A 26149-nucleotide genomic window follows, 5' to 3' on the forward strand; every position below is an offset into this window, starting at 1 on the left:
TGCGTCAAGCCCGAACGCTTTTATTTCTTTACGGGTTGATCCACTTCACGCATGGCTTTCTGCATGATGTAGTAACTCTGTTTGGGCCGCTCGACGTATTTGACATCCACGTCTTCCCAGCTCTTCCATGTGTAAAGCGGCAGTTTGGATACCGGATAGGGTGCGTCTCCTTCCAACCCGATCACTTCCTTGGCAGCCTTATCCACGATCCAGGGAACGATGCGAATCCCCTTCACCTGGGTCGATGCAAATTGCTTGCCGTCGGTATGATCGTAATTGATCACGCGCAGCGAGCTGGGGTCGCTAAAGCCAAGCAGCATCCATGGGATGCGAACCTCCAGAACATTTCCCCTCGCCTGCCACATCGCTTTGGAATTGTAATCCGGCGCCGACGGATCGCTGTTTCCCCGGAGCAGATTGCCTACCTCTACGTCTTTGAACGGGTGGGCAGAACGGGAATCGGGATACTCCAGCAGGTAATTGACCACCAGTTTCCACGGTTTGAATATGCCGGAGTCATCTTGCAGTTCTTTGCTGTCAAACATCGGATCCGCTGTTTGTTTGTACGTACGCGTATGGAAATCGTAGTTGGAAGCAATCAACATCCTGCCCTGCTTCTCGTCCGTCAGCTCCAGCAGGGTTTCCAGGCCCTCATCCAGGGTCTTTCCGTAAAGCTGGGGCGCGTGGCGATTTCCGCCCGGCAGGGTGTCCATTCCGAAGTAAAGCGCCTGTTTTGCAGGGTCGAACCGTTGGGACAGCTTCGCCATGAGGTAGAGATAGCCCTCATCATGCGATACCCAGATTTCATCAAACCCGTCAAACTTCTGCTCGATTTTTTGCTTGTCGTCATCTCCGAGCTTGTCCCAATCGGAGGCGTCACCATCGATGTGAATCTTGTCATCCTTGCTTGGGTACATGCCGAGGACGCCGAAGAAAGATTCGTTGGTCAGGGCGTTGTACCAATAAGCGCGGCGATCCGGGATATCATAACGCATTGTATTCCACGTCTTTTTAAACCATTCGTCCTGCCAGGTAAAGAGTATGGCGCCGGAATACCCTGCATCATGGATTTGCCGGAACATGTCCGCGTCCATTTCCCCTTGTTCCCGTTCGTCATGTCCGCCCTGATTGCGGCCCAGCATCCCCATGTGGGCGATTCCCTGGGAAGCCGGCACGCCGTATTCCGTAATCATCACGGGAATGTCCTTGTGATAGTCTTTCAGCTTTTGAAGATAGGTTTTATAACTGTCTGCTTCTCCCCGATCATTTTTCATCGTCTGGAATGACTTGTCGAAAGTAAAGAAATCGGGATAGTAGGGGTAAACGTGGTAAGAAGCAAAATATCCCGCTTCCCAATTGACAGGTTCAATGTGAGTAGGATCAACGCTCGCCATATCTTCCGCGACCAAGGGTTCCCCCGGATGCTCCAGCGGATCCGTCGTCACCCAATTGGAAAAGGCGATTGGATGCTGCCAGCCGTGTTTGGCCTCTGTTTTGGCCGTTACGTCAACCATCTCCGCCAGCCATTTTTCGAACGGGCTGGCCCCTGGCTTGCTTTGGAAGTAGATTCCTTTGTAGTCTGGAACGTCGGAATGCTTTTTGTTCGTATCTCTTACCATGAAGGGGTCCCATTCCGTGCCAATGATCCAGCCCATGAGGTAAGGACCGGCATTAAAGGCGTACTTTCCGCTTGCTTTTCCCGAATGTTCGACGGATGGGATGTCTGCATTGCCGTACACAGCTTCCACGGCGTTTTCAATCTCTTTTGCGAACCTTTCTTTCAGCGCAGGATCGAAGGCGTCTCTGCCCGCGATCAGCTGTTCTTCTGGACTCCACACCCCTTGGATAAAGAAGAGCGGATGATCCTGATGCTTGGCATTGTAGCGGACCAGACTCTCGTAAAACTCCGGTTTTAAGATGGTGTAGACGCGGATGACGTTTGCCCCCATCTCCTGGATCATTTCAAACCATCGCTCGTAGTCGTCGTTTGAAATGGCCAGTTCTCCCGGAAAGTGTCCAGGGATCGTCGCTCCCATATTCACCCCTTTGGCAAAATAGGGTTTCCACGTCTGGTTGGTATACTCTTCCATTTGCGAGCCATTTGCTTTGAATTTCACTTGAATGCCTGGACGAATTTCAGCACTTTCTACGTTTGCTGTTGGCGGCCATAGCCAGTAAACGCCGATGGCAGCTAGAATCGCCACAGCAAGCCCAAGTTTGGCAAGGCGGCTTTTGAACATGTTTTCATCGTATCCTTCCCTTGTATTAACAGTAGTCAAGTCAACGAAGAAGACAAATCGTTTCGGTTTCCCGTATGCCCGTTCAGTGCCTTCTTTCCCCAATTGGCAAGAAGGATTCCGGCCGGCGGCATGCATCCTCCCGACAGATCAGTACCTTCCTGCGTGCAAAGGATATAGTGGGCTCAATATACTCGACATATTACGTCATTTATGCATGTTTGTCTGTGCACTATTTATGGTTTTACTGTTATAAATTACATATTTCGTCGCAACTGCATGCGATTTATGTGAAAAGAGACATAGAAAAAATAAACAGTGTACGCGATATTCCAGTTATTTTATAATGACGTTAAAAATACGATCTCTACATGTTGATGTGATTGGAGGAGCAATGAAGAAGATAACCTCGACACTTCTTGCAGGATTCGTCATTTTGTCAGGGACTTGGGTGTCAGCTGCTGCCAACTCCGATATTACACTCATGATTAACGGACAAAAGGTTCAGACAGATATTCCGCTGCAAATGGTCAAGGGGAGAACTCTCGCTCCTGTCCGCGCAGTAGCAGAGCATTTGGGAGCTTCTGTCAAATGGGATGAAAATCAACACACGGTGTTTATCACGAAAGGGAACCAAAAGCCAAACATCACAAATACATATGCAAATAACACAAACGAGATAAAATTGGTGATCAACGGGAAAGAAGTGAAATCAGATGTGCCTCCTGTCATGATCGGCGGAAGCACGATGGTTCCGGTCCGGACGATTGCCGAGGAGTTGGGTTCCACCGTCGAGTGGAACGAAGCCAAACACACCGTCTGGATTGCCAATCGGATCATCAATCCTGCGGCAAGCGATTTTCACGGCCAGGCGATGATTACATTCTCGTATGATGACGGGTTGGACTCGTTCTATGACCGCGCACTACCGCTGCATGAAAAATACGGAATTCCGGCTACGCTGAATGTGATTGCCGAGAGGATAAAAGACGGAGCCAATACCGAATTCCTCGAAGCTGCCCAAATAAAAGACGCTTATGACAGAGGCGTGGAGATCGGTTCCCATACTTATTCGCATTACGATCCGCTGACCAGCAACACCGACGACGATCTGGACTTTGAACTGGCGAAAAGCAAGGAAATCCTCTTGGGCATCGTCCCAAAAGTAGACTCGCTCTCGATTCCGTTTTCCGCCTACGATCATCGGGTAAGGGAAGCTGCCAAGAAGTACTACAAAGCCGTCCGCGTCTTTGAGCATCAGCAAAACAATCTCCCGCCGGACGATCCCTATTGGCTGCATTCGGCTATTGCGGTAACGAACGAGATGACGTTCGACCAGATCAAATTGCGCATCGATGAGGCGGTGCAAAAGAAAAAGTGGTGCATCATCATGCTTCACGGGATCGATCCGAACGACGACGACCTGTATGAAATCAAACCGGAGCTTCTGGAGCAGACGCTCGAATACGTGAACAACCTGGGAAGGGATAAAATTCTGCCGGTGAACACGATGGACGGCTTGACGATCGCAACGCAAAAACAGGGAAAGTAACCCGGCCGTAAACGCGCAAAACCTCTCAACCTCCAAACGAGATTCGCCATAGAGGGGTTGAGAGGTTTTTCCATGCAAGCTGTTTGAACGTAAAAGGGACCTGCTTCAGACCAAACCAGCCGAGTGAGTCCCACAATAAGGCAAATCCCAGCTGTGATGTCAGGACGATCGAGATGGCATGCGTAGGAGCTAATCGTCTCATTGCCTGCACCAGGCAGGTTGCCGCACCGACGCCGATCAAACCGCTGAACCAGTACCAAAGCTTCATATGTTGCAAGAAAAAGAGCTGCTTCCCCTCAAAGATGAGACCCGCAGCCAGCGAAGCCAGGAACCCATGCCTAATACCAATGTCGTTGTCGCCCAAGATCCCGCGTGTTGAATAGCCGTGACATTGCTGAAAATAATGATCGCCGCCAGAGCCCCGCCCGTCAAATACAACGGTTTGACTTGTGTAAACCCTTGCCATGTTCGCTCTCGGAAAAGCATCAGGATCGCGAATACCGCGATGAATCCGGTTAACTGGGTAATCGTCGCTGTTTGCCAGGTGCCAATATCTTGACTAATCCGGGCATTGGCCACTCCTTGCAGGGTAATAAAAGCCCCGCCCATGAGTGCAAAAAAAATCCCGCGCATATTTGCTCTCCCCATTGACGTCAGGTTTCTCCTTTTATTAAATGACGGATGCAAATACGCAGGGTAGAACATATGTCCTTTGAACCGAACGAATGATATTTGGTTACCGCGAAAAAGGCACCCTTTGGTTGCGAGTGCCCCTACTTCCCATATTCACTAGTAGTTGTTCCACAAGTAAAAAGTAGCATATGCCTCCCAGCCGGCCCAATTCGCGAACAGCTGCTGCAGCTCAGAAGGCGTCGGCTTGCGGTCCATGCCAAGCAGTTTGCGGACGGCGTTCTGCAGTCCGGCATCGCCGATGGGAAACGCCCGCGGATCGCGAAGGCAGCGCATCCGCACATAATGCGCGGTCCACGGCCCGATGCCGCGGATACGGACCAGCTCTCGCTCAGCGGCGTCGAAGTCGCCGAGCGCAAGCAGCTTGTCACGGGACAGCTCGCCGCGGCGCATGAGGGCAGCCGTCTCGAGTACGGCCGCCGCCTTTGCGCGCGTCAGCTGGAGCGCCTGCAGTTCAGCCACATCGACGCCGGCGAGCGCAGCAGGTTCCGGGAAGCGCCGGTACGTTCGGCCTTCCCAGAGCGTGCTTTCGCCGTATGCCTCGGTCAGCCTTGCCTTGAGCTTATAGGCGAAGGCAAGGTTGACCTGTTGGCCGACGATAGCCCAGCAGAGCGCCTCGAACAAGTCCGGGATGCCGATGATCCGCAGCCCGTAGAGCCGCTCGGCCAATACGCGAAGCACCGGATCGCCGTCAGTCAGCTTTTGCCACGGCCCCAGGTCCCGGTCCAGATCGAACCAATCGCGGATATAGCGCTTCACCGACTCCAGCTCGCTTTCGCTGCCCGGCTCGCCTTGCAGGAAGCGTACCTGCAGCACCTGATCGTCCGGACAGGAGATTTCCAGCAGCAAGCTGCGGCCGGGGGTGGTTCCCTGCTCAGTCTCACTCGCCACCGCCACCAGCCTGATAATCTTTCCCTCGCAAACCTCGTACAAGCTTTCAAGCGGCGATCTCGTCATATACCCGAGGCATCGCGTGAAACGGAACGGCTGCCCTACTGCCAACTCAAAACCGGAAGCGCTCATGGCCGCCATCCTCTACACCTTCGATGCCTTCCAGCTTGAGCAGCCTGCGCTTCATCTCGAGACCGCCGCGAAAGCCTGTCAGCTTGCGGTCGGCGCCGACAATCCGGTGACACGGCAGCAGCACCGGCACCGGATTGGCGCCGTTGGCCGCGCCGACGGCCCGCACTGCCTTCGGCCTTCCGACGGCCTCCGCAATGTCGCGGTACGTTCTGGTTTCCCCGTACGGCACGTTTCCAAGCGCAGTCCACACCTGCTTTTGGAACGGCGTGCCGATCAGATCGAGAGGCACATCGCGGAACGAAACCTGTTCCCCCGCAAAATAGGCCCGCAATCGATCGATCACGCCGGTCCGCTGCAGTGCCGCTGCATCTTCCTTCGGCTCGACCCCTGGCGCAATCCGTTTTAACCAGTCCCGCCAATCCTTCAGTCCTTCATGCGGAAAAACGATCCGGCACACGCCGCCCTCCGTCGCCATGATCAGCCAGTTCCGCCCTTCAAGCTCCAGCCTTGTCCACATCAATTGTGTTCTCACCGCATGTCCCTCCAATTCCTGGTCCATCCTGCCAATGCCTGCCTATTTCCGCGATGCCCTTCGCGATACGCCGACGGGGTGACCCTGGTCAGTCTGCGAAACCATACGGCAAAATGCGACGCGCTGCGAAAACCGACGGCGGCGGCTACTTCAGACATCGTCAGCCTTCCGCTTTCCAGCAGCCGCTTTGCTGCCGACAGCCTCGTCTGATGCAGCCGCTCCATTGGCGTCAGCCCGGTCACACGCTTATAGGTACGCTGCAGATGATACGGACTGATCGCCAGCTTCTGTGCGATCTGCTGCAGCGTAATCCGTTCGCCGTAACAAGCGTCGATCACAGCGTCGGTCTGCGCTGCCAGCAGCCCGTCGGGGCCAAGAGCGCCGGGTGTCTCCGGCTTGCAGCGCTTGCAGGGCCGGAACCCGTCCCGAATGGCAGCCTCCACACTTGGGTACAGCGTAATATTTTCCTTCTTGGGGGTTTTGGCACGGCAGGAAGGCCGGCAGACGATCCGCGTCGTTTTCACCCCCGTGTAATAGATCCCGTCGTAAGTCGACTCTTTCTTGACGATCGAATCGTACACCTTATCGAACAACTCTGCGTCCATGAGTACTCCCTCCTTGTGCGAGGAGATCTTTCACATTTCTCAGTATACCGCTGCAGCAGCATCATCCCAAGCTTTCTTGCATACGACAGCAACTTTTCGACAGAGCTCCATTCCCGTACTTCGTTCGCAGCTTTTCGCCAAGCAAAAAAACCAGCAAAGCGCTGGTTTGCAGTCATAAGCGGAACAATTCGGAAAGAATCTGTTTTGGCACGGCAACTCTTACGGTGACCAACTCATTGACGATTTGGCTGATTTTCAAATCGCAGGCGGCGCTTGAAAGCCGATATCCGTCTTCAAAGGAGAGCTGCAGGGCCGAACAAAGATGTTTGACCGCTTCCTCCAGACCTCTTCGAATTGCCTCTTCAAATGTTTTGCCGGACGAAAGAAACATGAAGTGCTCTGGCGTTTCAACGGATGATGTGGAGCAGCGAACCGGTGGACGCCCCACGGCTCGTCAGCCGGCCCGCATTCGATCCTGAATCCGGCTTGCCGCATGCCACCAATCTCTAATTCTTCATCTAGCTTCCCGCTAGGCTTCATAGACGATGCTGCCATCCATCATCGTCAAGCATACTTTCGTCTGACGAATCTCTTCTGCATCGACCGCGAACAGGTTGCGGTCCAAAACGATCAGATCGGCCAGCTTTCCCGCCTCCAAGGTGCCAAGCTCGTGTTCGCGGAAATTGCCGTAGGCAGACCCGAGCGTATACGCCCGCAGCGCTTCCGCCAGCGTAATCCGCTCAGCGGGGATCCAGCCCCCTGCCGGTTCTCCGTCATTGTGCAAACGAGTCACCGCGCGGTAGATCTCAAGCATGGGGTCGAGGGCGACCACCGGGAAATCGCTGCCGAAAGCCAGCTTTGCTCCCGTTTTCAGCAAGGAATGGATCGGCCAGGCATAGGGAATGCGCTTGGGACCCAGGCGAGACACGTACGCATTCTCGGCAAATCTCTCCGCGGAGGCGATGTGCTCCGGCTGCATGGAGGCGATTACGCCAAGTTTGCCAAAGCGGCTGATATCCCCCGGATCGATGACTTCGATGTGTTCGATCGTATGGCGGGAGTCCCGCACGCCGTTTTTGCGCCGCGCTGCTTCGAAACAATCCAAACCCAGCCGGACCGCGGCATCCCCGCAGGCGTGATAGCGAATGCGAAAACCCTCCCGATCGGCCTTGATCGTCCATTCATCGATCAGCTCCTGCGGTACCAGTGTAGATCCGCGGGTTGAGGCATTGTCTGAATAAGGCTCCAGCAAAAAAGCGGTATAGGTGGCCGGCACACCGTCGAGAAAATTCTTCAATCCGGAAAATTGCAGCTTTCCTGACTTGTATTCTTCCCGCAGCCGCCTGGGTCTTTCCAAATCACCATTGCATTCTACCAAAAAATGTATGCGTACGGTCAATTGGCCCGTTTCGTCAAATTCGCGGTACATGTCGAGATTGCCCAATTCCATCGTAACCAATGGGAACATGTCTGCCACAGAAGTGACGCCGAGACTGGCGGCATGACGCAAAAACCCTTGCAACAGGCTGATTCGGCGCTCCCGCGGAAATTGAAAGGCCTGCTTTGCCAAAGCCATCGCGGACTCGTACAAAAATCCCGTGGGCTCCCCCGCCCCGTCACGGGCAATCGCTCCATAGGGCGGGTCGGGTGTATCGCGCGTGATCCCTGCCAATTTCAACGCTTTGCTGTTCAGCCACGCGCCGTGGCACTCTGCATTGAACAAAAACACCGGGCGGTCGGGCACGTATTTGTCCAAGGTGGAGCGGTGCGGAAGCTGTTTGTTCTCCCAGTACAGGTGATACCAACTAAATCCGATGATCCAGGGATCGTCCGGACGCTGGTCGGCGTACTCTTTGACCATCCGGGCCGCTTCTTCTGCCGATTTGGCCTTCCAGAGATGGACGCACTGTTGCTGCAAGCTTCCCAGCAGCAGATGGATATGAAAATCGTGAAAGCCAGCCATGATCAGTTGATCGCCGTAGCGAAGCACCTTGGTATCCGGGCCGACCAGGTTTTCGATCTCCGATAGAGTGCCGACAGCGAGAATCCGGTTTCCTTTTACAGCGACACCTCCTGCCCTCGGCCGATCTTCGACCCCGGTAAAAACAGCGTTGCTCATCAAACAACAGTCTGCAAATCCGGCATGCTGTGTTGACATCTGCGCTTCTCCTCCGATCGTTATGCGGGTTTGTCCGCTTCATCAAAGCTCAGTTCGGGCGGCCGCCGGGTAAACAGCTTCGTCAGGTACGCGAGATAAATCACTCCGATCGCGATCCAGATGCAGCCCAGCGTGAAAGAATGAGAATCGAGATTGGTCCACAGCCAAAGGGTAAAGCATGCGCCGATCAAAGGGACGAGCAGGAATCGGATGATGTCCGGTCCGCTCCGGCGCTGATTGCGGATAAAGTAGTGGGAAATCACGGACAGGTTCACGAACGTGAATGCTACCAGCGCGCCAAAGTTGATGAACGAGGTGGCCGTTACCAGGTCGACGAACAAGCCGGAGACGGCAAAGATGCCAACGAGCACGATGTTAAACACCGGCGTTTTGAACTTGGGATGGATGTAGCCAAACAGTGTATGGGAGATCACCCGGTCGCGGCCCATCGCGTACAGAAGCCGGGAGACGCTGGCATGTGCCGACAAACCTGAAGCGAAGCAAGCGGTAATCATCCCGGCGATGAACACAGACCCGAACAGGATGCCGCCGACAAACTCCGCGATTTCCGAGGCGGCTGAGTCTGCGTTCTGGAAGCTGGCGTAGTCCGGATATACCATATGCGCGACATAGGAGACGATGATAAACAAAGCGCCCCCGATCAAGGTGACGAGCAGAATCGCCTTGGGGATGGTCTTCTGGGAATTGATTGTCTCCTCTGACAGCGTTGTTACGGCGTCAAAACCGAGGAAGGAGAGACAGAGGATCGATGAGCCGGCGATGACGGATGATAATGGCACATCCGGATTGACGAACGGATTGATTGCGACGAGTGTTCCCGTCCCAATGCCATTCATGATTCCTTTGATGGATAAAGCCATAAAGACGATGATGACCATGGCCTGAAAGACGATCAGCAGCGTGTTGATATTGGTGGTTAACCTGATGCCCAAGATGTTGATCAGCGTCATGACGACGATAAACAGGCAGACCCAGATGCCCTGCGGCACGGAAGGAAAAGCGGCAGACAGATAGATCCCGGCCACCAGGAAGTTGATCATGGGCAGAAACAAATAATCCATCAAAACGGCCCAACCAACCAAAAATCCCACCTGCGGATTCATCGATTTTTGCGTATACGTGTAGGCTGAACCTGCTACCGGGTACGCCTTGACCATCTGACTGTAGCTGTATGCGGTGAACATCATGGCCGCCAGCGCCAACAAATAGGCCAACGGCAGCATGCCTTGAGAGATTTGCGTGGCGACACCGTATGTCGTAAAGACGGTCATCGGTGCCATATAGGCCAATCCGAACAAGACGACAGGCATGAGCGTCAGGGTACGCTGCAGCGAAGCCTGGTTTTTCATCATACCAACTCCTCCGAATGCAGTTTGCGGTCCAACGATAAAATGAAGGCACTTTCAAAGAGACGAATCGCGGTATCCCCCTCCCCTCTGCTTTTTACCGTACATGATCTAGTAGTCTTCATATCAATGGGAAAATTCAGATAATGACCAAAAAAACATGGAGTATACTTTACCTTTTCAGTTAAAATGAAGACCAAAATGATGGGAGGCGTATAGCGGTGAAAATCGGAGCTTTTGCAAGGCATTTTCATATCTCGATTGATACGGTCCGGTATTACACGGAGCTTGGTCTCCTGGTTCCCAACAAAAGGGAAAGCCAGCTTCAATTCGATCAAAATTGCTTGGATGACATGCATGTCATTCTCGAATTAAAAAAAATGCGCTTCACGCTCCAGGAGATTCACAAGATTCTCTCCTTGAAACGGATCACGCAATTTTCCGATATGGAAGATCTTCATTTTTTGGCGGTCATGCTGCAGGAAAAGCAGCGTCAGCTTAGTGGGGAACGCGATCAACTCAACCAGTCCATCGAACAGATTGAGGAGAAGCTGCGCTCCATCAGCCGGCAGACCACCGTCGAAAACCGGACAGGGGTCCCGCTTGCTTTCCTTCCCTTGCTGGCTTGTCCGCACTGCCAGAAATCACTGGATTTGACTGATGCCTGCATTCAAAATCAGGAGGTATTCCACGCCAGTCTGCACTGCTCATGCGGTTATCAGGCCAGCATCAAAGAAGGCACCCTGATCACCACTTCCTCTGTATTTCACACCTCCAAACTGCAGTACTCCATTTACGACCAAAACACATGGGACGACCTCTCCCCAAGCCTGGTCAGCCTCTGGGAAAAAGGGAGCATGTGGATATATAAACACTTAATGGAACAGGAGCTGGCGAAACGCGTCATTTTAGAGACCAATGTCGATGTCTACGTGTTCCCCCCGAAACATTTTGCCACCCTGCTGTCTGATGCGCTCTATATTTTCAGCGGGCACGGAGTGGCGACGCTGTCCAAACTGAAGAATAAAATCGAGCAGGTCAATCCTGACCTGCAAGCGCTGTACATCGTCAATAGCGATATGATGCTGCCCATCCGCCACGGTTCGATCGATTACGTGATGGATACCATCTCATTCAACGATTATTCCATGTTTGATCAAGTCTATCCGCTGGCGAAGCTGAATCCGTACTTGACGGAAAGAGCGCAAATATTGGGGAATCATATGTATTATCCGTCGGGCGCCCGATCCCTGGGCAACATCCCCAAGCTGTATCCCGATCCGCATCCCCGGAATTTCTTGCTGGACTACATGGAGCAGCATATCCAGCTGCATGGATTTGCCTTTCAAAAACGAGAGTACATAGGCTTTACGACAAACCCAGGCAAATATCTGGACTACCACATCAAGGGCGAGAAACTTCATCTTGTCGCCTATCTGGCACGGAGGATTTCTTGATCCTGCCGCGCTGCACCTGTTCTCCCGCTTTCATCTAGGCATCTCATTGTTTCTTGCAGCGGGCGATAAATGCTTCAAACAGCCTTTTCATCAGAGGATTCGTGGCGGTCATTGATTCGGGATGCCACTGCACGCCGATGGCAAAAGAGGAGCCCGTGTACTCGACTGCTTCAATGATGCCGTCGGAAGCTTTGGCAGCAACTTTCAAATCGTCGGCAACATCCTTCAGCGCCTGATGATGCAAACTGTTTACCCGGATCCGCTGCTCCCCCAGAATCTCAGCCAACCAGCTTCCCGGCTCAAGGGCAACCGCATGCGTATCCCGGCTCCGCTCCGCTTTTTGCGAGTGCTGCAGCGGCTCACTCCACTGACTGGGTATATCTTGGATCAATGTGCCGCCCAGGGCGACATTTAAAATCTGTACACCCCTGCAGACGGCGAGCAGCGGGATGTTGTGGTCCAGCGCATGCCGGATGAGCGCCAGTTCTGTTTCGTCCCGCTCCCGGTTGGTATAGCCCAGATGGGGATGCGGTTCCTCTCCGTAATAGAGCGGGTCGACGTCCTCGCCGCCGCTCATGATAATTCCGTCGCACAGAGCGGCAGCCTCAAGTGCGGCCTCCGGATTGATAAACGGCAGAACGATCGGGATTCCCCCCGCGGCCGCTACCGATCTATGGTAGTCATGATGTACGTAGACTCCTTCCATAAACGCATTGTGTTTGATGAAAGCTCCTGTGATTCCGATAACCGGTTTTTGCGGCATTTGCCTTACCCCTTCCTATCTGTCGATTTCGTTTTGGCGACTTTTTGCAAACACAGATACATATTCTTGACGGCGAGTACAAGTCCTTCCTTTGGAGGGAGGAAACAGACAAAAGGTCTCCCAAAAATGGAGACCTTCCTCACCTAAGAGTATCCGTCAGCGCTCCGGGACCACCAGCCTGCTTATCGCGCTTGCTGCCCGTGCAATGCGGTCAGGATTAAAGCCTTGGTCGTATTGTAAAAAGACTCCAGATTCACGTATTCGTTGGGGCCGTGGAGCTGGCCGCCCGAAGCGCCGAAGAGAAGCACCGGAATCTCCTTATCCGCGTAGAAGGCGGCATCGGAGACCGCGACGAAACCTTCGTAACGCGGACTGATGCCAAACGCTTCTGCACTTTTCGATACCGTTGTGACCAGCGGGTGGTCGAGCGGGGTGTTTACCGGCGGTCGCTTTCCTCTTCTTTTTGTTGGGTCAGGGTATGTGCCGGCAGACTCTGCGTGTCTCTACAGCATAAACCTATATACTCTCCTGCTTTAATGCATCGATAATGTTTTCCTTTTTTACTTTTGCACTGGAATACAGCATGGCTGAACTGACGATGACAAATACGGCAGCGATGACAAAAACAATACTCACCCAGGGCAGCGCGAATCCGTAGCTAAATTTGTTCATCAAGGCCCGATGGATCAATAACATCACGACAAAGCTGATGGGAAGCCCGAAAGCCAGCGCCTTGATCCCGTAAAAAATACTTTCGTAATGCATCATTTTCGTAAAGCCTTTTGGCGTAATTCCAACGGATTTCAGCATGGCAAATTCCCGTTTGCGCAGGGATATGCTGGTGGAGATCGTATTGAAAATATTCGCGATCGAAATCGCCGAAATCAATACGATAAAGCCATACGAGAAGACGGACATCAGCATTATCCTCTGTTCATCCTGTTTTCTCGATTGATACATATTCGAAACATGCAAATTCGGCTCGTTCATTTCTTCAATTTCCTGTTGTGTTTTCACCGGATCTGTACTTTTCAGAAAGAGATATGTCTGTATGTTGGCTTTCTTTATATTGTCTCTCAGTTGATCCATGACTCGTTTCGAGACGATGAGATTTAACCCGCCTACCCCCGCCGACTCTGGATGAATCCCCATCGGATATTGGTCGGTCAACGCAGCAATTTTCACTTGGGGTAAACCTGTCTCGTTTCCTGTTTCGCCATCTATATCGGTCAAATCGATACTTTGTCCGACATTCGCATGAATGGCTTTCGTTTTGACATACTTTTCCGTATCCATATCCCTATAACGGATCGTATCGATCACGATCGCAGCCAAATGATCCGGATCGGTCAGCTGTTCGTAATCTGCACCAACCGCTTTTGCATAAGCTTGCAGGTTGGAATCGTCCAAGGCATTTACCAGAATATAGTAAGGATATTTTCCGTCCCGCAGAATACCCGGATCCCGCTTTACCGCTTCCTGCAATTCGTCGGCGATTGCTGCTTGTTCAATCCAGGCATTCACATTTAGCCCGTGGATGACGCTGTATTCTGTTACATCATCAAGGGATGCGATCGATCTGATCAACGAATCATCCAGTTCTTTTTCATCGAAGTACCATGCTTGGATATCGTAATTTACGCCTTCCTGCGAGAGTGCCAGGGATTCTTTCAAATTGGCGGTAAAAAAGGATACCGTTAAAAACAGAACAATACTGATGACGAGCGAAAATACGGTGGCGTGGTATCTGCGTTTGTTCCTCTTTAGGTTTTTCAGCCCGATCTCCGCTTCGATACCGAAGAGCTTGCGAATGAACGTAGACGTTTTCACCGCCTTGCTGGTCAGTTTCACATCCGTTGTTTGCCTGATCGCATCAATGGCGGAGATTCTGGATGCCTTGATGGCAGGGAGATAGGTTGAAATGAAGATCGTCATCATGGAAACTGCACTGGCGATCAGGAGCGATAATGGCGTGACGATGAGCGTCAGCTTTTCCGTAATCCCCAATGCTCCTTGAATGATGGAGTTAATGAACCAAAAGGTAATGCCAATCCCGACAAGACCGCAGATGATTCCGATGGGAATACTGATCAAGCCAATGACGACGCCCTCAAAAAAGACGGAATTTCTCTTCTGCCTCTTCGTGGCCCCTACGCTCGCAAGCATGCCCAAATGACGGGAGCGCTCCGAGACGGAAATCGCGAATGCATTGTAGATCAACGAGACCGAGCCAATGATAATGACCGCCATGATGATGGCTGACAGGGGATAAAGTGTGCTGCTCAAGCCTTCGCTTTTGATCGCGCCGTAATAGCGAAGCAATTCATTATTATACTGGACGGATTCGATGTTGTTTTTCTCCGCCATATTTTCCGCATGAGCAAACAAGGAACGATTGACTTTTTGCAGGACAACCGCGGCATTGACTTTATCGCTTGCTCCCATGATGTTTTCATCGACATAGCTAATAATGGTATACCCCGGCGCCCACGTCGGCTCCCAGGTGGGGCGTTTCATGTAGCCTACGACCGTGTAGTTTCTCGTTGTCGTATTTTTTAAGGTTTCGGTCATTTCGCCATCTGCCATGCGCAATGATTCAAATTGGTCCAGCGGTTGATCATTGTCTTCCGAGAATCGCTGGCCAACATGCAGGGTGAGATGATCGCCAATCTCGTATTTTACCTTGGCGTTCGCAGCGATATCCTCTGAAATAACCACTTCATGGTCTGTTTGCGGAAGCCGCCCCTTGCTGAGTTCAATCGGAAATTGTTGAAATCCTTGTGAGTTGTACTCCTTGATGAATACATAGGGCTTGTGATTATTTTGGCTCCCTTCCAACAGGGCATAGCCGCGATCCCGCGAGATCGCAACGGTTTTTGTTGCGTCATCATTTTTGATCGCTTCAAGCTGTTTGGTGTTCACATCTTTGTAGAGGACATGCCATTCTCCACCATCTGCGATTGTCTGCCGTTTCATCAAATCCAAAAAGGAGACACCAAGTGTTGCGACAGCCGTCACCATAGCGACCGAAATAATGACGCCAATGACCGTCACAAGCGTTCGTCTCTTGTTTTGCTTTAAATGTCTGATCGTCAGTTTATTGACAATATTCACGGGCGAATCACCTCATCTTTGGCAATCCTTCCGTCTTCAATCGCAATGATCCTGTCAGCCTGCAGAGCAATTCGCTCATCATGGGTAATGACGATCAATGTCTGATGATAGGTTTTGTTAAACACTTTTAACAGGTCGATGATTTCACTGCTATTCTTGCTGTCCAGGTTGCCGGTCGGCTCGTCAGCCAGCATAATCGCGGGATTGTTGATCAGCGCCCTGCCAATCGAGACCCGCTGCTGCTGTCCGCCGGAAAGCTGATTGGGCAGATGGTGTAAACGATTTTCCAGATGCAGCTTCTTCACGATCTCATCAAAATGGTTCTTGTCTACCTTCTGTTCGTCAAGCAAGAGCGGCAGCGTGATATTCTCTTCAACCGTCAAGACGGGAATCAGGTTGTAGAACTGGTAGATCAAGCCGATTTGCCTGCGTCTAAAGATGGCCAGCTGGGTTTCATCCAGGCTGTATATGTCCGTGTTATCGACGAGGACTTTTCCGTTTGTCGGCCTGTCCACACCGCCCAGCAAATGCAGAAGCGTTGATTTCCCCGATCCGGATGGGCCAATAATCGCGACAAATTCCCCTTTTTTGACCGAAAAAGAAACATCGTCAAGTGCCCTTACCGCCGTTTCGCCCTTTCCATATAATTTGGATAGATGTTCAATTCTCAAGATTTCCATTGTAAAACCTCCATCATTTTACCGATGGTTCCATCTTATCTGTCCAAAATGACTTTCAAGTGACTGTGAAAATGACAATTTCGTCACTTGCGGTTAAATTACTTGCTTGTAAAATTTAATCCGAAACTGCGTGCCCCCTTTGCTGCCGCTGGAAACATCAATCACTCCGTTTTGTCTTGCAATAATGCTGTGAGCCATCGCAAGACCAATGCCGATGCTGCCCTCGCTGGCATTCTTCCCCTTGTAGAAACGCTTGAATACATAGGGAATGTCTTCCTTGGGAATTCCTGTCCCGTTATCAGCGATTACAATTTCTGTAAATAGTGCGTTTTCGAAAAAAGAAATGGCGATTTCTCCGCCTTCAGGAGTGTGCTCCACACAGTTTTTCAAAATATTGATGACGGCTTCAGCGGTCCAATTGAGATCGCCAAGAAAGGTGACTTTGTCGTCACCCTTGATCGAAACCGTTTGTGCTTTAATATCCATCGGAATCAGAACCGGCCCTAACGCCTTTTGGATAAGCTCTCCGATCTTGACTTGATCTTTTTTGAATAGAACCGTCCCCGCATCGATTTTCGAGAGCTTTAATAAAGAAGAGACAAGCCAATCGATTCGTTCAAGCTGAATCCGAATATTGCGGGTGAACTCCATTCTTTTTGCGACAGGCAGTTTGGGGTCGCCGAGCAGATCTGCCATGACCGTCATGGAGGTAAGCGGCGTTTTGAGCTGATGGGATATATCGGAAATGGCATCCGTGAGCTGAATTTTGTCTTGCTGTAAAAGGGATCTTTGCTCCGACAGCATGAGCGTCACTTTGTAAATGTCATTTTTTAAAATACTCAGCTCGCCTTCCTTATTATCTCGAACATCAAGTGAATCATTTCCACTGCTAATCTGCCGCAAGTAGAGGGACAGCTTCTCGATTTCGCGATATCTCCACTTCGTAAAGACCAAACTGCTTCCCATGAGCAAGGCAGACGTGATCAAAACGAGCACCGCGGCTGCAGATGAAAGAAAGGCAGCAGCGACGATCGCCGCCAAACTGATGGAGCACATGACCAGCAAGAGAATCTGAATCTCCCGATTTCGCAGCATGCTAATCCCCCACCTTATAGCCCAGACCGCGCACGGTTTTGATCAGCGTCGGATCTTGCGGATGATCCTCCAGCTTCTCCCTCAGCCTCTTGATATAAACGGTTAGCGTATTATCATTGACGAAGTCGCCGGCCACATCCCATATCTGCTCTAAAAGCTGATTTCTTGAAAGGACTTGTCCAATATGGTTGCCGAAGACGAGCAGCAAGCGATACTCTAGCGCCGTCAAGGGAATTTCGGCGCCATTCTTGTAAACCTTTCCTTCAAGCGTATTGATGCGGACATTTTTTATGTCGATGACCGCTTTTGTCTGAGACGGCTTGTGGTATCTCCGCAAGACTGACTTGATCCGCGAGAGAAGCTCGCGAATGCGGAAGGGCTTTGTAATGTAATCATCGGCTCCCATGTCAAGCCCCATGACGACATTCCCCTCATCATCTATCACCGTTAAGAAAATAACGGGAATATCCCTCTGCTTTTTTACCAGCTGGCACAGTTCATAGCCGCTTCCGTCCGGGAGGGACAAATCAAACAAACATAGAGCGAATTGATCGATTTGTTCAGCCAATACTTTTTTTGCAGATGCAACATCATGGCAAATGACGGTAGAAAAGTGATCTTGCTGCAGCGAATATTCAAGACCGGACGCGATCGTTTTATCGTCTTCCACGAGCAAAATTTTCATCTGATGATCATCCTCACTACATTTCATGGGTATGTCCTCCCTAAATGTAACAGAAAATGAATGGAAAATCTTTTTCCAAACGCGAAAGTATGAATTTGGCAAACAAAAACACCCTTGCCCCATCACTTTCGTCGGCAAGGGTGTGTGGAAATCCAGCCTCCGTCATTTTGCGGGCTTGTTCCTCGTCAAATACATAGGGCGCAGTAAGCAAGCCTAATTCGTGGGCATGGCGGATCATGTCAGTGATTTTTCCATCACCCACTAGTATGTTGAACTCTTATACGTTATGTTTGCGCCTTGCCTTTCCGAGGGGAAATGTGGCAGAAAAAATGCAGCGGCTGCTTCCTGGCAAGGTACCAGGCATCAGCCGCGCCTTAATCGCCTACTTAGTGGTTGTCTGCTTGACAGGGTTATGCCTGTTTTCTTACGTCCTGTTTCTACTTCACGATTACTTTTCCGGTTACGGCATCGATCCGGAACGACTTTGCAGCGTCAGCTTCGCTGCTCATGGGCACATAGGCCAGGATGGGCGTCTCGTGCAGTTGGCCGTTTACATCTCTGACCAGATAGGCAAGCTCGAGCGGAAGGTATTTCAGATATTCCTCAACCGCTTCCTCGACCGGGACGACTGATGCTTTATCGGGAAAACTCTCTGCCCCCATGGACGCTGTCCCGCCCGCGTCATCTCGCGCCCCATACATCAAGGCAGGGGTATTTCTGAAGTAGTTCGCCTTGCCTGTCGATGGGTCGACGGTTACCGTATACGCGTCTCCGCCGGTTGCGTCGAGCAGCGGCACACCATCGTGACTCTTGAAAAAGCAGAACTCCCAATCGCCGGAAGACGTATACCCATTGCCCAGACCTGCCGGGATGACTGTGGCAAGCTGAACTTCCTCGACATTCGTATCGATGTATTTTTGCAGGAACCGGGTTGCTTCCGCCAATGCTGCTTGCTCGGTAATGCTGTCTTTTTTATCTGCGCGCGGATAGTTCAACTGGATGACCTGACCGGTACGGGCATCAGTGGTTACCCAGGTCTCTTTGCCGGCAGCCGTTTTCCAAGCATAGGTCTTCGTGTTTTGACTCTCGCTTCGCTCCCTGTAGATGAGTTTGCTCAGATCAACGTCAAACTCTGCTTGCAGCAGCTGAGCCGCCTCTGCCTTCGATTTTACGATGACCGGCTGCTTAGGCGGCGTCACAGGAATCGGCGCAGTCCGTTTGGCTCTGTCGTAATCAATTCCGTTGTTGCCGAAGCCATACTCCATCTTCCCGCTCTTGGCGTCGATGTACCATGCCGGCGACGGCGACCTGCCCAGGGAGATTCCAGTGACCGCCGGCGTATACTCGAGCAAGGTTCGCGTTTCCAGCGGTTTGTTTGTTGCCGGATCGCGCCGGGCGACGTAGCCCTGCTCGTATTTCAGCTTCATATTGGCCGCCAGTTCTTTTTTTGCCGCTTCCTTGGACACGGCTTCCGTCAAAGACGGGAAGGCCGACTGATCAAGCGTCGGGACGTCGCGGCTGAAGGAGCGGACCTGGCCTGCCCCATCTACAGAGACGCGCAGCGTGTCCCCGATTACGGGAATACCGTTGACGTACCGTTGGAAGGAGGTCGGCCCATCGTACGTCAGCCGACGATAATTGCCGCTGTCCGCGCCGACGATCTGCTGAATGAACTGGGTTGCTTTTTCAATCGCCAGCGCATCAGGTGCCTTCCCTGTTTCAGCTGCACTTTCTCTGTCAACGCTATAGCCGATTAATTCGCTTTGCGGTCCGCTGACACTGATTGATATGTGTTTGGCTGCCAGCTGCGTATCTTCCGTGCGAAGCAGCATGGAGTAGCCCCGGGTGTCCGGCGTCTTCGCCTCCAGTCGGTACGCCTGCACGGAGGGAATCGCTTTGCTGAGCGCCTCCAGCGTCTTTTCTTCTGCCTCGTTCGTCCGCGCGAAAGCGATGACTTGACCGTCTCCATCCAGGCTGATGACAATGTTGTCAAAGGGATGCGGCTCATTTCGCTGATCTCGCTGGAACAGCACTTTTGTCACATTCTCTGTTTCATCGAACGCATCCCGTTTTCCGGTATACGTCATCTGAAGCTGATACGCTTTGCTGTCTTCTCCGAGGATCGCCTGCACAAAAGCAGTTGCCTTTTCTTTCGCGGTTGATTCAGCAAGCTGCTTTTGGCCACTTTGTTCGCTGTAGCTGCGTTCATAGGTTTGCAGTGCGCCTGTCCTGCTGTCCAACATCAAGTGGACATACTGATTATCTGCTGCCCTTAGTCTCACGTTCACCCGGTAGATGAGATTGTCTGTTGATTCAATGCGATAGGCTCGAAGCTCAGGGGCAGCCAGATACAATTTTTCCAGTTCCGCCTGCACCAGCTTGCCGACTGTCTCGTTCGTCAACGGCTTCGTCTCCGGTTTTTCTTTTTGCGGACTCGTTTCGTGCAGCGGGGAAGGTTCCTCTTTTGAAAAGGCGGCGGAAACCGCCTCTTGGGCGAGACGGAGCAGCGGTGGAATGCAAACGATGGAGACGGCCGCAGCAGCCGCAATCGTGGCAATGGCGAAACGGCTGCGATTTCCGCGCTTCTTGTCGGCAGCGATCCGCGTATGAATCTTTTGCTCCAGCTCCTTGGAAAAGCGAACCCCCTGCAAATTTCTTTGATTGGCTTCGCGTACGGCTTCGCGAAATGCGTTGTCTACGTCCATGTTATGCCCTCCTTTTCGGCCCGTTTTTTAAATTGTTTACGCGCTCTGTGCAGTTTGGTCCGCACAGTCTCCTCCGATACGCCAAGCGCGTGGGCCGTTTCCTTGATCGTCAGATCCTCGTAGTAAAAGAGCGTAATCACCTGCCGGTACTGCGGAGACATCGACATCACGATTTCGGCAATCTCCGCTTTGTCTTGTTTGGTCATGACAATGGTTTCCAGATTGATTTGGTCAGCCGTCTCCACGGGCTTTTCATCCTTCGTCTTGATCGTGGAAAAGATCTTGCGGAACGACCATGAACGCAAATATTTCTTCGTCTCATTGATCGCGATTCGATACAGCCACGTCTTGTAGCTGCTTTCACCGCGGAACGTCTCAAGGTGGCGATACGCACTGATAAACACTTCTTGCGTAATATCCTCGGCAATCGTTCGATCCTTGACGTTGAGGTAAACGAGTTGAAGAATTTTATCGCCATACTCGCTCATCAGCCCTTCGAATACGGCATCCTTCGTCGGCTGCAGCGCCCATTTGATTTCATCAGCTTTTGCATTCAAGTTTCGTTCACCCCCTTTTTGAAGTATACATGGATTTGATCCAGCCAACGGGAATTTGTGACAGCTCAAATAACATTTTTTGAAAAAATCACGCCTGGAACATGATCGCTCCCGGCGTGATGAAATGGCTTTCCCGCGTAATCCCCGTCAACGGACACCACATTGCCGGGGAAGAAAACAAATAAAGTCAACAAGTACAACGTTTTCCGCGCTACCTTGGCTGTCACCGCCAGCAAAACAGGAGCAGAGACGGCAACCTTTTCACTTGGATATCATTTTCGCGTCTGTCACTGTCTTCGTTCTCTGAGTCTGCCAACAATCGTCAAACCCCGCAATTTTCATCACGGGGTCTGGCGAAAAGACATGCTTTCGATTGTGTTGGATCGTTTCCCTCACGAATCGCCAAGGAATATACCTCGGGTCTTCTGTTCTGCAGCGAGGGCATTTTTCTTCTTACTTCCTGCAGAAAGCTTGTATCGATCTCGGCTAGTACCATCGTTTCAACATCGGAAGCGGAAGCAATCACATTGCCCCACGGGTCGATGATCATCGAACGGCCGTAACACCTCATATCGTGTTTATCCCCTATCTGGCCGGGAGCAATCACGTAGACCTGATTTTCGATGGCCCTTGCCCGGAGCAGCACTTCCCAATGGTCCTTGCCGGTGTACATGGGGAATGCGGCGGGGACCGTCATGATCTCGGCACCTTGCAGGGCTAAAAGACGATACAGCTCCGGATACCTGACATCGTGACAGATGGTAAGGCCTACTGTTGCAAAACTCGTCTTGTGTACAACTATTTCACTCCCAAAATTTTTCGTCCTGGATTCCATGTATCCATCCTCAATCTGCGCATCAAACAAGTGAATTTTTCGGTACCTGGAAACGATTTCTCCATGTGGGTCAAACAGAAGTGTCGTATTATAGTACTTTTCCATCCCTTCCACTTTTTCGAGGATGCTTCCGCCGTGCAGCCAAACCCCCAGCTGTCTGGCCAGGCGGCTCAGTAACTGAGGCGTTGCACCTGTCGGAACCACCTCTGCATTTCGTTCTTCGTCCTCCTCAGGTCCGATAAAATTGAAATATTCAGGCAAACAGATGTACGCTGCTCCCTTCGCTGCTGCCTCACGTATCAGCTTTTCTGCTTGCCGCAAATTCGCTGCCTTGTTGCTTTGGGAGTCCATTTGGACAGCAGCCGCCATGATCGTACTCATATCGCTGTACCCCTTTCTTTACCGATCTCCATCATTTCTTCCCTTACACCAATCCAAAATAAATGCGGCGTAAGTCTTCGTGCAAGCCTTCACACTGGGCAAATCAACCCATTCATCGGGCGCGTGCATTTTGCCCTTGCAAAATCAGGCTCTTCCCGATTTTCGGGCCATCTGCCGCCAGTTTGCCTACGACGATCGGACGTCCCGCATGGCTCCACTCCGCTGGCGAGAAGCCAGGGTGCTTGGATATCGCCCAAGCTTCTGCAAAAAGCCAACCTGTTCTTCCCAGCTGTCGTCAATCACCTTCATGACATACTCCAGCACGCTCATATGCAAACTTCCTTTCCTTTACCATCTGTTATAATTCTTTTGCCTTTGGGAAGAGTTTTCTCATAAATCCTTCCGGCAGGAAAAGAATGACCACGACGAGAAGTGCCCCGTAAATCAACATGCGGTAGTCGCCAAGAAATCTCATATACTCCAATCCGATGACCAAGACCATCGAACCCACTATCGGACCAATCATGGTGCCCAGTCCCCCAATGAGTGTGATGACCAAAATTTGCATCATCACGTCGATGTTCATCACGGAAGTCGGTGTCAAGGTATGAATGTAGTGAGCGTAAAATGATCCGGCGACGCCAGCCAAACAGGAACTGACGACAAAGGCAAACAGCTTGTAGCGGGTTACGTTCACTCCGAGACTTTCGGCCGCATCCTGCGATTCGCGAATCGCTTTTAGGGCAAAGCCGGTGGGGCCCTTCATGATTTTATAGATGACGAAAACCGTCAAAAGCATGATCAGCAAAATGAGGTAGTAGCTGTTTTCCCGGTGGGCCAAGGTAAAGCTGATCGGGCCTATTTTGTCAAAGGACTCGATTCCATTGAGCCCCAATTCCCCGCGGGTCAGGTCAACCAGGTTGCTGGCAACCAGTTTGATGATCTCGGCAAATGCCAAGGTAACGATGGCGATATACGGTGCGGCCCGCAAGCGAAGTACCGGCAAACTGACAACCAACCCGGCCAAGGCGGCAGCAAGCCCGCCCAGAACAAGTCCCAACCAGGGAGAAATCCCCAGTTTCATTGAACCCAGCGCGGATACGTAGGCGCCAAGCCCGAAGAAGGCATGATGTCCAAACGAAAAGATACCCGCATATCCGACAAGCAAATTCCAACTCAAGGCTAACACGGCAAACAGCAAGGACAAGATGAGAATGTGCAGGGTGTAGCTGTTTTTGATCAATAACGGCAGGGCTAGCAGAAGTACGATACCTGCCGTATAAAGAAAAGGTTTGGATTGCCACATCAGCCCGGTTTCATTTTGAAAGAAGGACTTTTTGCGCTTCACAGTTTGTTGGTTTTGAATATCCATGTGTGGTCATCACCAAGCCTTTGCTCCAAATAGTCCTGTCGGTCTGATCCAGAGGACGAGGATGAGGACGGTAAAAGCGACAACATCCCTCCATTCCGAAGAAAAGAAAAAGACTCCCAGACTTTCCAGAACTCCTAAAACAACCCCGCCGATAATCGCGCCTTCCAGGCTCCCCAGACCACCCAGAACCACTACCGTAAAAGCTTTCAACAATGGAGGAGCTCCCATCCATGGATTTACGGAATAGATGGGCGACAGCATAACAGCGGCAAGTGCGGCCAACGTCGCACTGATGCCGAATGTAATCATGTAAATCACGTAAATATTCACACCGTAAATGGCAGCGGCATCACGGTTCTGGGAGGTTGCCCGCAGGGCCATGCCGTACCGGCTAAACTTCAAAAAGGCCCAGAAGAGCACCACGACCACGATCGCGACGACAAAGATCAAAATGCGTTGATAGGACATTTCAACCCCGGCAATGTTCGCATTTCCGTCCGCATAATACGGAATATTCTTGAATCTCTCGCCCCAGACACGCAGGGCGAAGTTTTGCATGAAAATAGAGATCCCGATCGTCGCGATAAGCGGGCTAATATCCCAGCCGGGTTTATCCAGGAGATGGTGAATGACCGTTCTTTCGATCAGCACGCCCAGCAAGAATACGGCAACCAGACTGAGCGCACAGGCCAGAAGCGGGTTCATACCGGAGGCGACATTGGTAAAATACATCAAATACCCGCCGACCATGTAAAACTCCCCGTGGGAGAAGTTAAGCATCTTCATCGTTCCCCAAATCAGGGACAATCCACTGGCAACAAGCGAATACATGGAACCGATAATCAGCCCATTCAGCAGCTGCTCAACGAGTACACCCATCAGCTCGCCTCCTAGATACCCAAGTATGCTTTCTTTATATAGTCGTTATTTTTCAACTCTTCCCCGCTTCCTTGCAGAACAATTTTACCCGTCTCCATCACATATCCTCGATGTGAAATCTCCAGCGCGAGATGGGCGTTTTGCTCAACTAAAAGGATGGTGATTCCCTGGCGATTCAAGTCTTGCAGCAGTTCAAAGATCGATTCGACGATCTTGGGTGCGAGTCCCAGCGAAGGCTCATCAAGCATCAGTACTTCCGGCCGGCTCATCAAGGCCCGGCCGATGGCAACCATTTGCTGTTCGCCTCCCGACAAGGTGCCGGCTTCTTGTTTTTTTCTTTCCGCCAGTCTTGGGAACATCCCGTAGATGTAAGGCAGTCGTTCCTTCCGCTGCCCCCAGGATTTCTTTGCAAAAGCCCCCATCAACAGATTCTCTTCGACTGTCATTTGCGGGAAGAGATGCCTCCCTTCAGGGACATGGGCCACCCCCATGCAAATAATGGAGGAGGGCCGAACGTGCCGGATATCCTGATGATGAACGTTGACCGTCCCGTTCTTTGGCCGCAGCAAACCGGAAATCGCCTTCAACGCGGTCGTTTTTCCTGCGCCGTTCGAGCCTAACAGGGCGACGATCTCCCCCTTCTTTACCGTGAGAGATACTTGATGAAGGACCTGCACATCACCGTAATAGACATCGATATTTTGTATGTCAAGCATGTTTCATGCCCCCAAGATACGCCTCGATCACCAAGGGATTTTGCGCAATTTCTGCCGGTGTCCCCTCGGCGATTACCTGGCCGTAGTGCAGAACCAGCATTCGATCGGAGAGGCCCATGGCCGCCTTCATCACATGCTCGATCATCATGATCGTGACGCCTGTCTCTCTGATTTTTCGGATGATCTCCATCATCTCTGCTGCTTCTGTGGGAGTGAGTCCTCCCATCACTTCATCCAGCAGCAGAAGCTTGGGATTTGTGGCAAGCGCACGGGCCAACTCCAGCTTTTTTCGATTCCCGATCGACAGCTGCTTGGCTTCCTGGTGCCGCAGATCTCCCATCGAGAGAAATTCGAGCACTTCTGCGGCCCTTTTTTTGGCAGCCTGAAGATTTCCTCGCTTTTTTCCGAAGTAGGCGCCAACGGTGACATTGTCAACCAGGCTCAGGTTTAAAAAGGGCCGAGTGATCTGAAAGGTACGGGCAATTCCCAGCTGGCAGCGCCGATCCGGGCCCATGTTTGTAATATCCCCGCCTTCGTACAGAATCGTTCCCACATCAGGAGTGAATGCACCGGCGATCACGTTAAAGAGCGTTGTTTTTCCTGCCCCGTTTGGTCCGATCAGACCCAGGATCTCCTGTCGGGAAATGCTGAAACTTGTCTCTTTTAGCGCAACCAATCCGCCAAAGGCTTTCGTAATCTGCCGAGCCTGCAAAAGGGGTGAATGGCTCATCTGCCTCCTCCTCCGC

25 protein-coding genes and 1 pseudogene are annotated in these 26149 nt (G+C 51.7%); 2 read left to right on the forward strand and 24 right to left on the reverse strand.

Annotated features, from left to right (window positions below):
- Positions 1-20: 20 nt before the first annotated feature.
- On the reverse strand, positions 21-2240 hold the full coding sequence (locus tag HGBM_RS02935) for a hypothetical protein (protein ID WP_035286342.1): 2220 nt from the start codon (positions 2238-2240) through the stop codon (positions 21-23).
- A 391-nt stretch (positions 2241-2631) separates the two neighbouring features.
- Here HGBM_RS02935 and HGBM_RS28725 point away from each other — a divergent pair, with 391 nt between their 5' ends.
- Positions 2632-3789, forward strand: coding sequence for a stalk domain-containing protein (locus tag HGBM_RS28725; RefSeq protein WP_019119604.1), 1158 nt, complete (start codon positions 2632-2634; stop codon positions 3787-3789).
- A gap of 25 nt (positions 3790-3814) precedes the next feature.
- On the opposite strand, the gene HGBM_RS31260 is transcribed toward HGBM_RS28725, so the two are convergent.
- The 8 genes from HGBM_RS31260 to HGBM_RS02980 form a co-directional block, all read right to left on the reverse strand.
- Positions 3815-4057, reverse strand: coding sequence for a DMT family transporter (locus tag HGBM_RS31260; RefSeq protein WP_019119605.1), 243 nt, complete (start codon positions 4055-4057; stop codon positions 3815-3817).
- Positions 4054-4422: a DMT family transporter gene (locus HGBM_RS31480; protein WP_019119606.1), complete on the reverse strand. Its 369-nt coding sequence runs from the start codon at positions 4420-4422 to the stop codon at positions 4054-4056. The genes HGBM_RS31260 and HGBM_RS31480 overlap by 4 nt, the downstream gene beginning before the upstream one ends.
- Before the next feature lie 156 nt (positions 4423-4578).
- Positions 4579-5511 (reverse strand): DNA-3-methyladenine glycosylase family protein, encoded by a 933-nt coding sequence (locus HGBM_RS02955; protein WP_026074169.1) that lies wholly within the window; start codon positions 5509-5511, stop codon positions 4579-4581.
- Positions 5483-6034, reverse strand: coding sequence for a methylated-DNA--[protein]-cysteine S-methyltransferase (locus HGBM_RS02960; protein WP_019119608.1), 552 nt, complete (start codon positions 6032-6034; stop codon positions 5483-5485). Before HGBM_RS02960 ends, HGBM_RS02955 begins: the two co-directional genes overlap by 29 nt.
- The gene (locus tag HGBM_RS02965; RefSeq protein WP_019119609.1) at positions 6031-6639 is read right to left on the reverse strand and encodes a bifunctional transcriptional activator/DNA repair enzyme AdaA; all 609 of its coding nucleotides are present in this window, start codon (positions 6637-6639) and stop codon (positions 6031-6033) included. The genes HGBM_RS02960 and HGBM_RS02965 overlap by 4 nt, the downstream gene beginning before the upstream one ends.
- A gap of 172 nt (positions 6640-6811) precedes the next feature.
- Complete coding sequence (locus HGBM_RS02970) at positions 6812-7087, reverse strand: acetamidase/formamidase family protein (RefSeq protein ID WP_147512791.1); 276 nt, start codon at positions 7085-7087, stop codon at positions 6812-6814.
- A gap of 81 nt (positions 7088-7168) precedes the next feature.
- Entirely contained in the window at positions 7169-8797 is a 1629-nt protein-coding gene (locus HGBM_RS02975) for an amidohydrolase (protein ID WP_019119611.1), read from the reverse strand.
- A 20-nt stretch (positions 8798-8817) separates the two neighbouring features.
- A complete protein-coding gene (locus tag HGBM_RS02980; protein WP_019119612.1) occupies positions 8818-10167 on the reverse strand; it encodes an APC family permease in 1350 nt (449 codons plus the stop codon).
- Between the two features lie 218 nt (positions 10168-10385).
- Between HGBM_RS02980 and HGBM_RS02985 the strand changes: the two genes are divergently transcribed.
- Entirely contained in the window at positions 10386-11621 is a 1236-nt protein-coding gene (locus HGBM_RS02985; protein ID WP_019119613.1) for a MerR family transcriptional regulator, read from the forward strand.
- Between the two features lie 43 nt (positions 11622-11664).
- Here HGBM_RS02985 and HGBM_RS02990 read toward each other — a convergent pair whose 3' ends face one another.
- The 15 genes and pseudogenes from HGBM_RS02990 to HGBM_RS03060 form a co-directional block, all read right to left on the reverse strand.
- A complete protein-coding gene (locus HGBM_RS02990; RefSeq protein ID WP_019119614.1) occupies positions 11665-12384 on the reverse strand; it encodes a gamma-glutamyl-gamma-aminobutyrate hydrolase family protein in 720 nt (239 codons plus the stop codon).
- 182 nt (positions 12385-12566) lie between these two features.
- Positions 12567-12824: pseudogene (locus HGBM_RS29290) on the reverse strand (M20/M25/M40 family metallo-hydrolase); the annotation flags it as partial.
- Positions 12825-12900: 76 nt separating this feature from the next.
- The gene (locus HGBM_RS03000) at positions 12901-15498 is read right to left on the reverse strand and encodes an ABC transporter permease (protein WP_019119616.1); all 2598 of its coding nucleotides are present in this window, start codon (positions 15496-15498) and stop codon (positions 12901-12903) included.
- Positions 15495-16178: an ABC transporter ATP-binding protein gene (locus tag HGBM_RS03005; protein ID WP_019119617.1), complete on the reverse strand. Its 684-nt coding sequence runs from the start codon at positions 16176-16178 to the stop codon at positions 15495-15497. Before HGBM_RS03005 ends, HGBM_RS03000 begins: the two co-directional genes overlap by 4 nt.
- A gap of 93 nt (positions 16179-16271) precedes the next feature.
- Positions 16272-17132, reverse strand: coding sequence for a sensor histidine kinase (locus HGBM_RS03010; RefSeq protein WP_245552853.1), 861 nt, complete (start codon positions 17130-17132; stop codon positions 16272-16274).
- Between the two features lie 142 nt (positions 17133-17274).
- Entirely contained in the window at positions 17275-17958 is a 684-nt protein-coding gene (locus HGBM_RS03015) for a response regulator transcription factor (RefSeq protein ID WP_026074170.1), read from the reverse strand.
- Between the two features lie 40 nt (positions 17959-17998).
- A complete protein-coding gene (locus tag HGBM_RS32380; protein ID WP_019119620.1) occupies positions 17999-18220 on the reverse strand; it encodes a phosphoenolpyruvate hydrolase family protein in 222 nt (73 codons plus the stop codon).
- Between the two features lie 175 nt (positions 18221-18395).
- Positions 18396-20663 (reverse strand): YcdB/YcdC domain-containing protein, encoded by a 2268-nt coding sequence (locus HGBM_RS03025; RefSeq protein WP_019119621.1) that lies wholly within the window; start codon positions 20661-20663, stop codon positions 18396-18398.
- The gene (locus HGBM_RS03030) at positions 20654-21220 is read right to left on the reverse strand and encodes a sigma-70 family RNA polymerase sigma factor (protein WP_019119622.1); all 567 of its coding nucleotides are present in this window, start codon (positions 21218-21220) and stop codon (positions 20654-20656) included. The genes HGBM_RS03025 and HGBM_RS03030 overlap by 10 nt, the downstream gene beginning before the upstream one ends.
- A gap of 322 nt (positions 21221-21542) precedes the next feature.
- The gene (locus HGBM_RS03035; protein WP_019119623.1) at positions 21543-22436 is read right to left on the reverse strand and encodes a carbon-nitrogen hydrolase family protein; all 894 of its coding nucleotides are present in this window, start codon (positions 22434-22436) and stop codon (positions 21543-21545) included.
- Positions 22437-22622: 186 nt separating this feature from the next.
- The gene (locus HGBM_RS30180) at positions 22623-22766 is read right to left on the reverse strand and encodes a hypothetical protein (protein WP_019119624.1); all 144 of its coding nucleotides are present in this window, start codon (positions 22764-22766) and stop codon (positions 22623-22625) included.
- 28 nt (positions 22767-22794) lie between these two features.
- The gene (locus HGBM_RS03045; protein WP_019119625.1) at positions 22795-23808 is read right to left on the reverse strand and encodes a branched-chain amino acid ABC transporter permease; all 1014 of its coding nucleotides are present in this window, start codon (positions 23806-23808) and stop codon (positions 22795-22797) included.
- Between the two features lie 9 nt (positions 23809-23817).
- A complete protein-coding gene (locus tag HGBM_RS03050; RefSeq protein ID WP_019119626.1) occupies positions 23818-24687 on the reverse strand; it encodes a branched-chain amino acid ABC transporter permease in 870 nt (289 codons plus the stop codon).
- 11 nt (positions 24688-24698) lie between these two features.
- The gene (locus HGBM_RS03055) at positions 24699-25403 is read right to left on the reverse strand and encodes an ABC transporter ATP-binding protein (RefSeq protein WP_019119627.1); all 705 of its coding nucleotides are present in this window, start codon (positions 25401-25403) and stop codon (positions 24699-24701) included.
- On the reverse strand, positions 25396-26133 hold the full coding sequence (locus tag HGBM_RS03060; RefSeq protein WP_019119628.1) for an ABC transporter ATP-binding protein: 738 nt from the start codon (positions 26131-26133) through the stop codon (positions 25396-25398). The genes HGBM_RS03055 and HGBM_RS03060 overlap by 8 nt, the downstream gene beginning before the upstream one ends.
- Between the last annotated feature and the right edge of the window lie 16 nt (positions 26134-26149).

This window comes from Brevibacillus massiliensis, from assembly GCF_000311785.1.
In the GTDB taxonomy this organism is placed as follows: domain Bacteria; phylum Bacillota; class Bacilli; order Brevibacillales; family Brevibacillaceae; genus Brevibacillus_C; species Brevibacillus_C massiliensis.

Bases quoted from the DNA above. Each gene is read 5' to 3' on its own strand.
- HGBM_RS02935 (WP_035286342.1), bottom strand. From the start codon at position 2,240: ATGTTCAAAAGCCGCCTTGCCAAACTTGGGCTTGCTGTGGCGATTCTA.
- HGBM_RS28725 (WP_019119604.1), top strand. From the start codon at position 2,632: ATGAAGAAGATAACCTCGACACTTCTTGCAGGATTCGTCATTTTGTCA.
- HGBM_RS31260 (WP_019119605.1), bottom strand. From the start codon at position 4,057: ATGAAGCTTTGGTACTGGTTCAGCGGTTTGATCGGCGTCGGTGCGGCA.
- HGBM_RS31480 (WP_019119606.1), bottom strand. From the start codon at position 4,422: ATGCGCGGGATTTTTTTTGCACTCATGGGCGGGGCTTTTATTACCCTG.
- HGBM_RS02955 (WP_026074169.1), bottom strand. From the start codon at position 5,511: ATGGCGGCCATGAGCGCTTCCGGTTTTGAGTTGGCAGTAGGGCAGCCG.
- HGBM_RS02965 (WP_019119609.1), bottom strand. From the start codon at position 6,639: ATGGACGCAGAGTTGTTCGATAAGGTGTACGATTCGATCGTCAAGAAA.
- HGBM_RS02975 (WP_019119611.1), bottom strand. From the start codon at position 8,797: ATGTCAACACAGCATGCCGGATTTGCAGACTGTTGTTTGATGAGCAAC.
- HGBM_RS02980 (WP_019119612.1), bottom strand. From the start codon at position 10,167: ATGAAAAACCAGGCTTCGCTGCAGCGTACCCTGACGCTCATGCCTGTC.
- HGBM_RS02990 (WP_019119614.1), bottom strand. From the start codon at position 12,384: ATGCCGCAAAAACCGGTTATCGGAATCACAGGAGCTTTCATCAAACAC.
- HGBM_RS03005 (WP_019119617.1), bottom strand. From the start codon at position 16,178: ATGGAAATCTTGAGAATTGAACATCTATCCAAATTATATGGAAAGGGC.
- HGBM_RS03015 (WP_026074170.1), bottom strand. From the start codon at position 17,958: ATGAAAATTTTGCTCGTGGAAGACGATAAAACGATCGCGTCCGGTCTT.
- HGBM_RS03025 (WP_019119621.1), bottom strand. From the start codon at position 20,663: ATGGACGTAGACAACGCATTTCGCGAAGCCGTACGCGAAGCCAATCAA.
- HGBM_RS03035 (WP_019119623.1), bottom strand. From the start codon at position 22,436: ATGAGTACGATCATGGCGGCTGCTGTCCAAATGGACTCCCAAAGCAAC.
- HGBM_RS30180 (WP_019119624.1), bottom strand. From the start codon at position 22,766: ATGAGCGTGCTGGAGTATGTCATGAAGGTGATTGACGACAGCTGGGAA.
- HGBM_RS03045 (WP_019119625.1), bottom strand. From the start codon at position 23,808: ATGGATATTCAAAACCAACAAACTGTGAAGCGCAAAAAGTCCTTCTTT.
- HGBM_RS03050 (WP_019119626.1), bottom strand. From the start codon at position 24,687: ATGGGTGTACTCGTTGAGCAGCTGCTGAATGGGCTGATTATCGGTTCC.
- HGBM_RS03055 (WP_019119627.1), bottom strand. From the start codon at position 25,403: ATGCTTGACATACAAAATATCGATGTCTATTACGGTGATGTGCAGGTC.
- HGBM_RS03060 (WP_019119628.1), bottom strand. From the start codon at position 26,133: ATGAGCCATTCACCCCTTTTGCAGGCTCGGCAGATTACGAAAGCCTTT.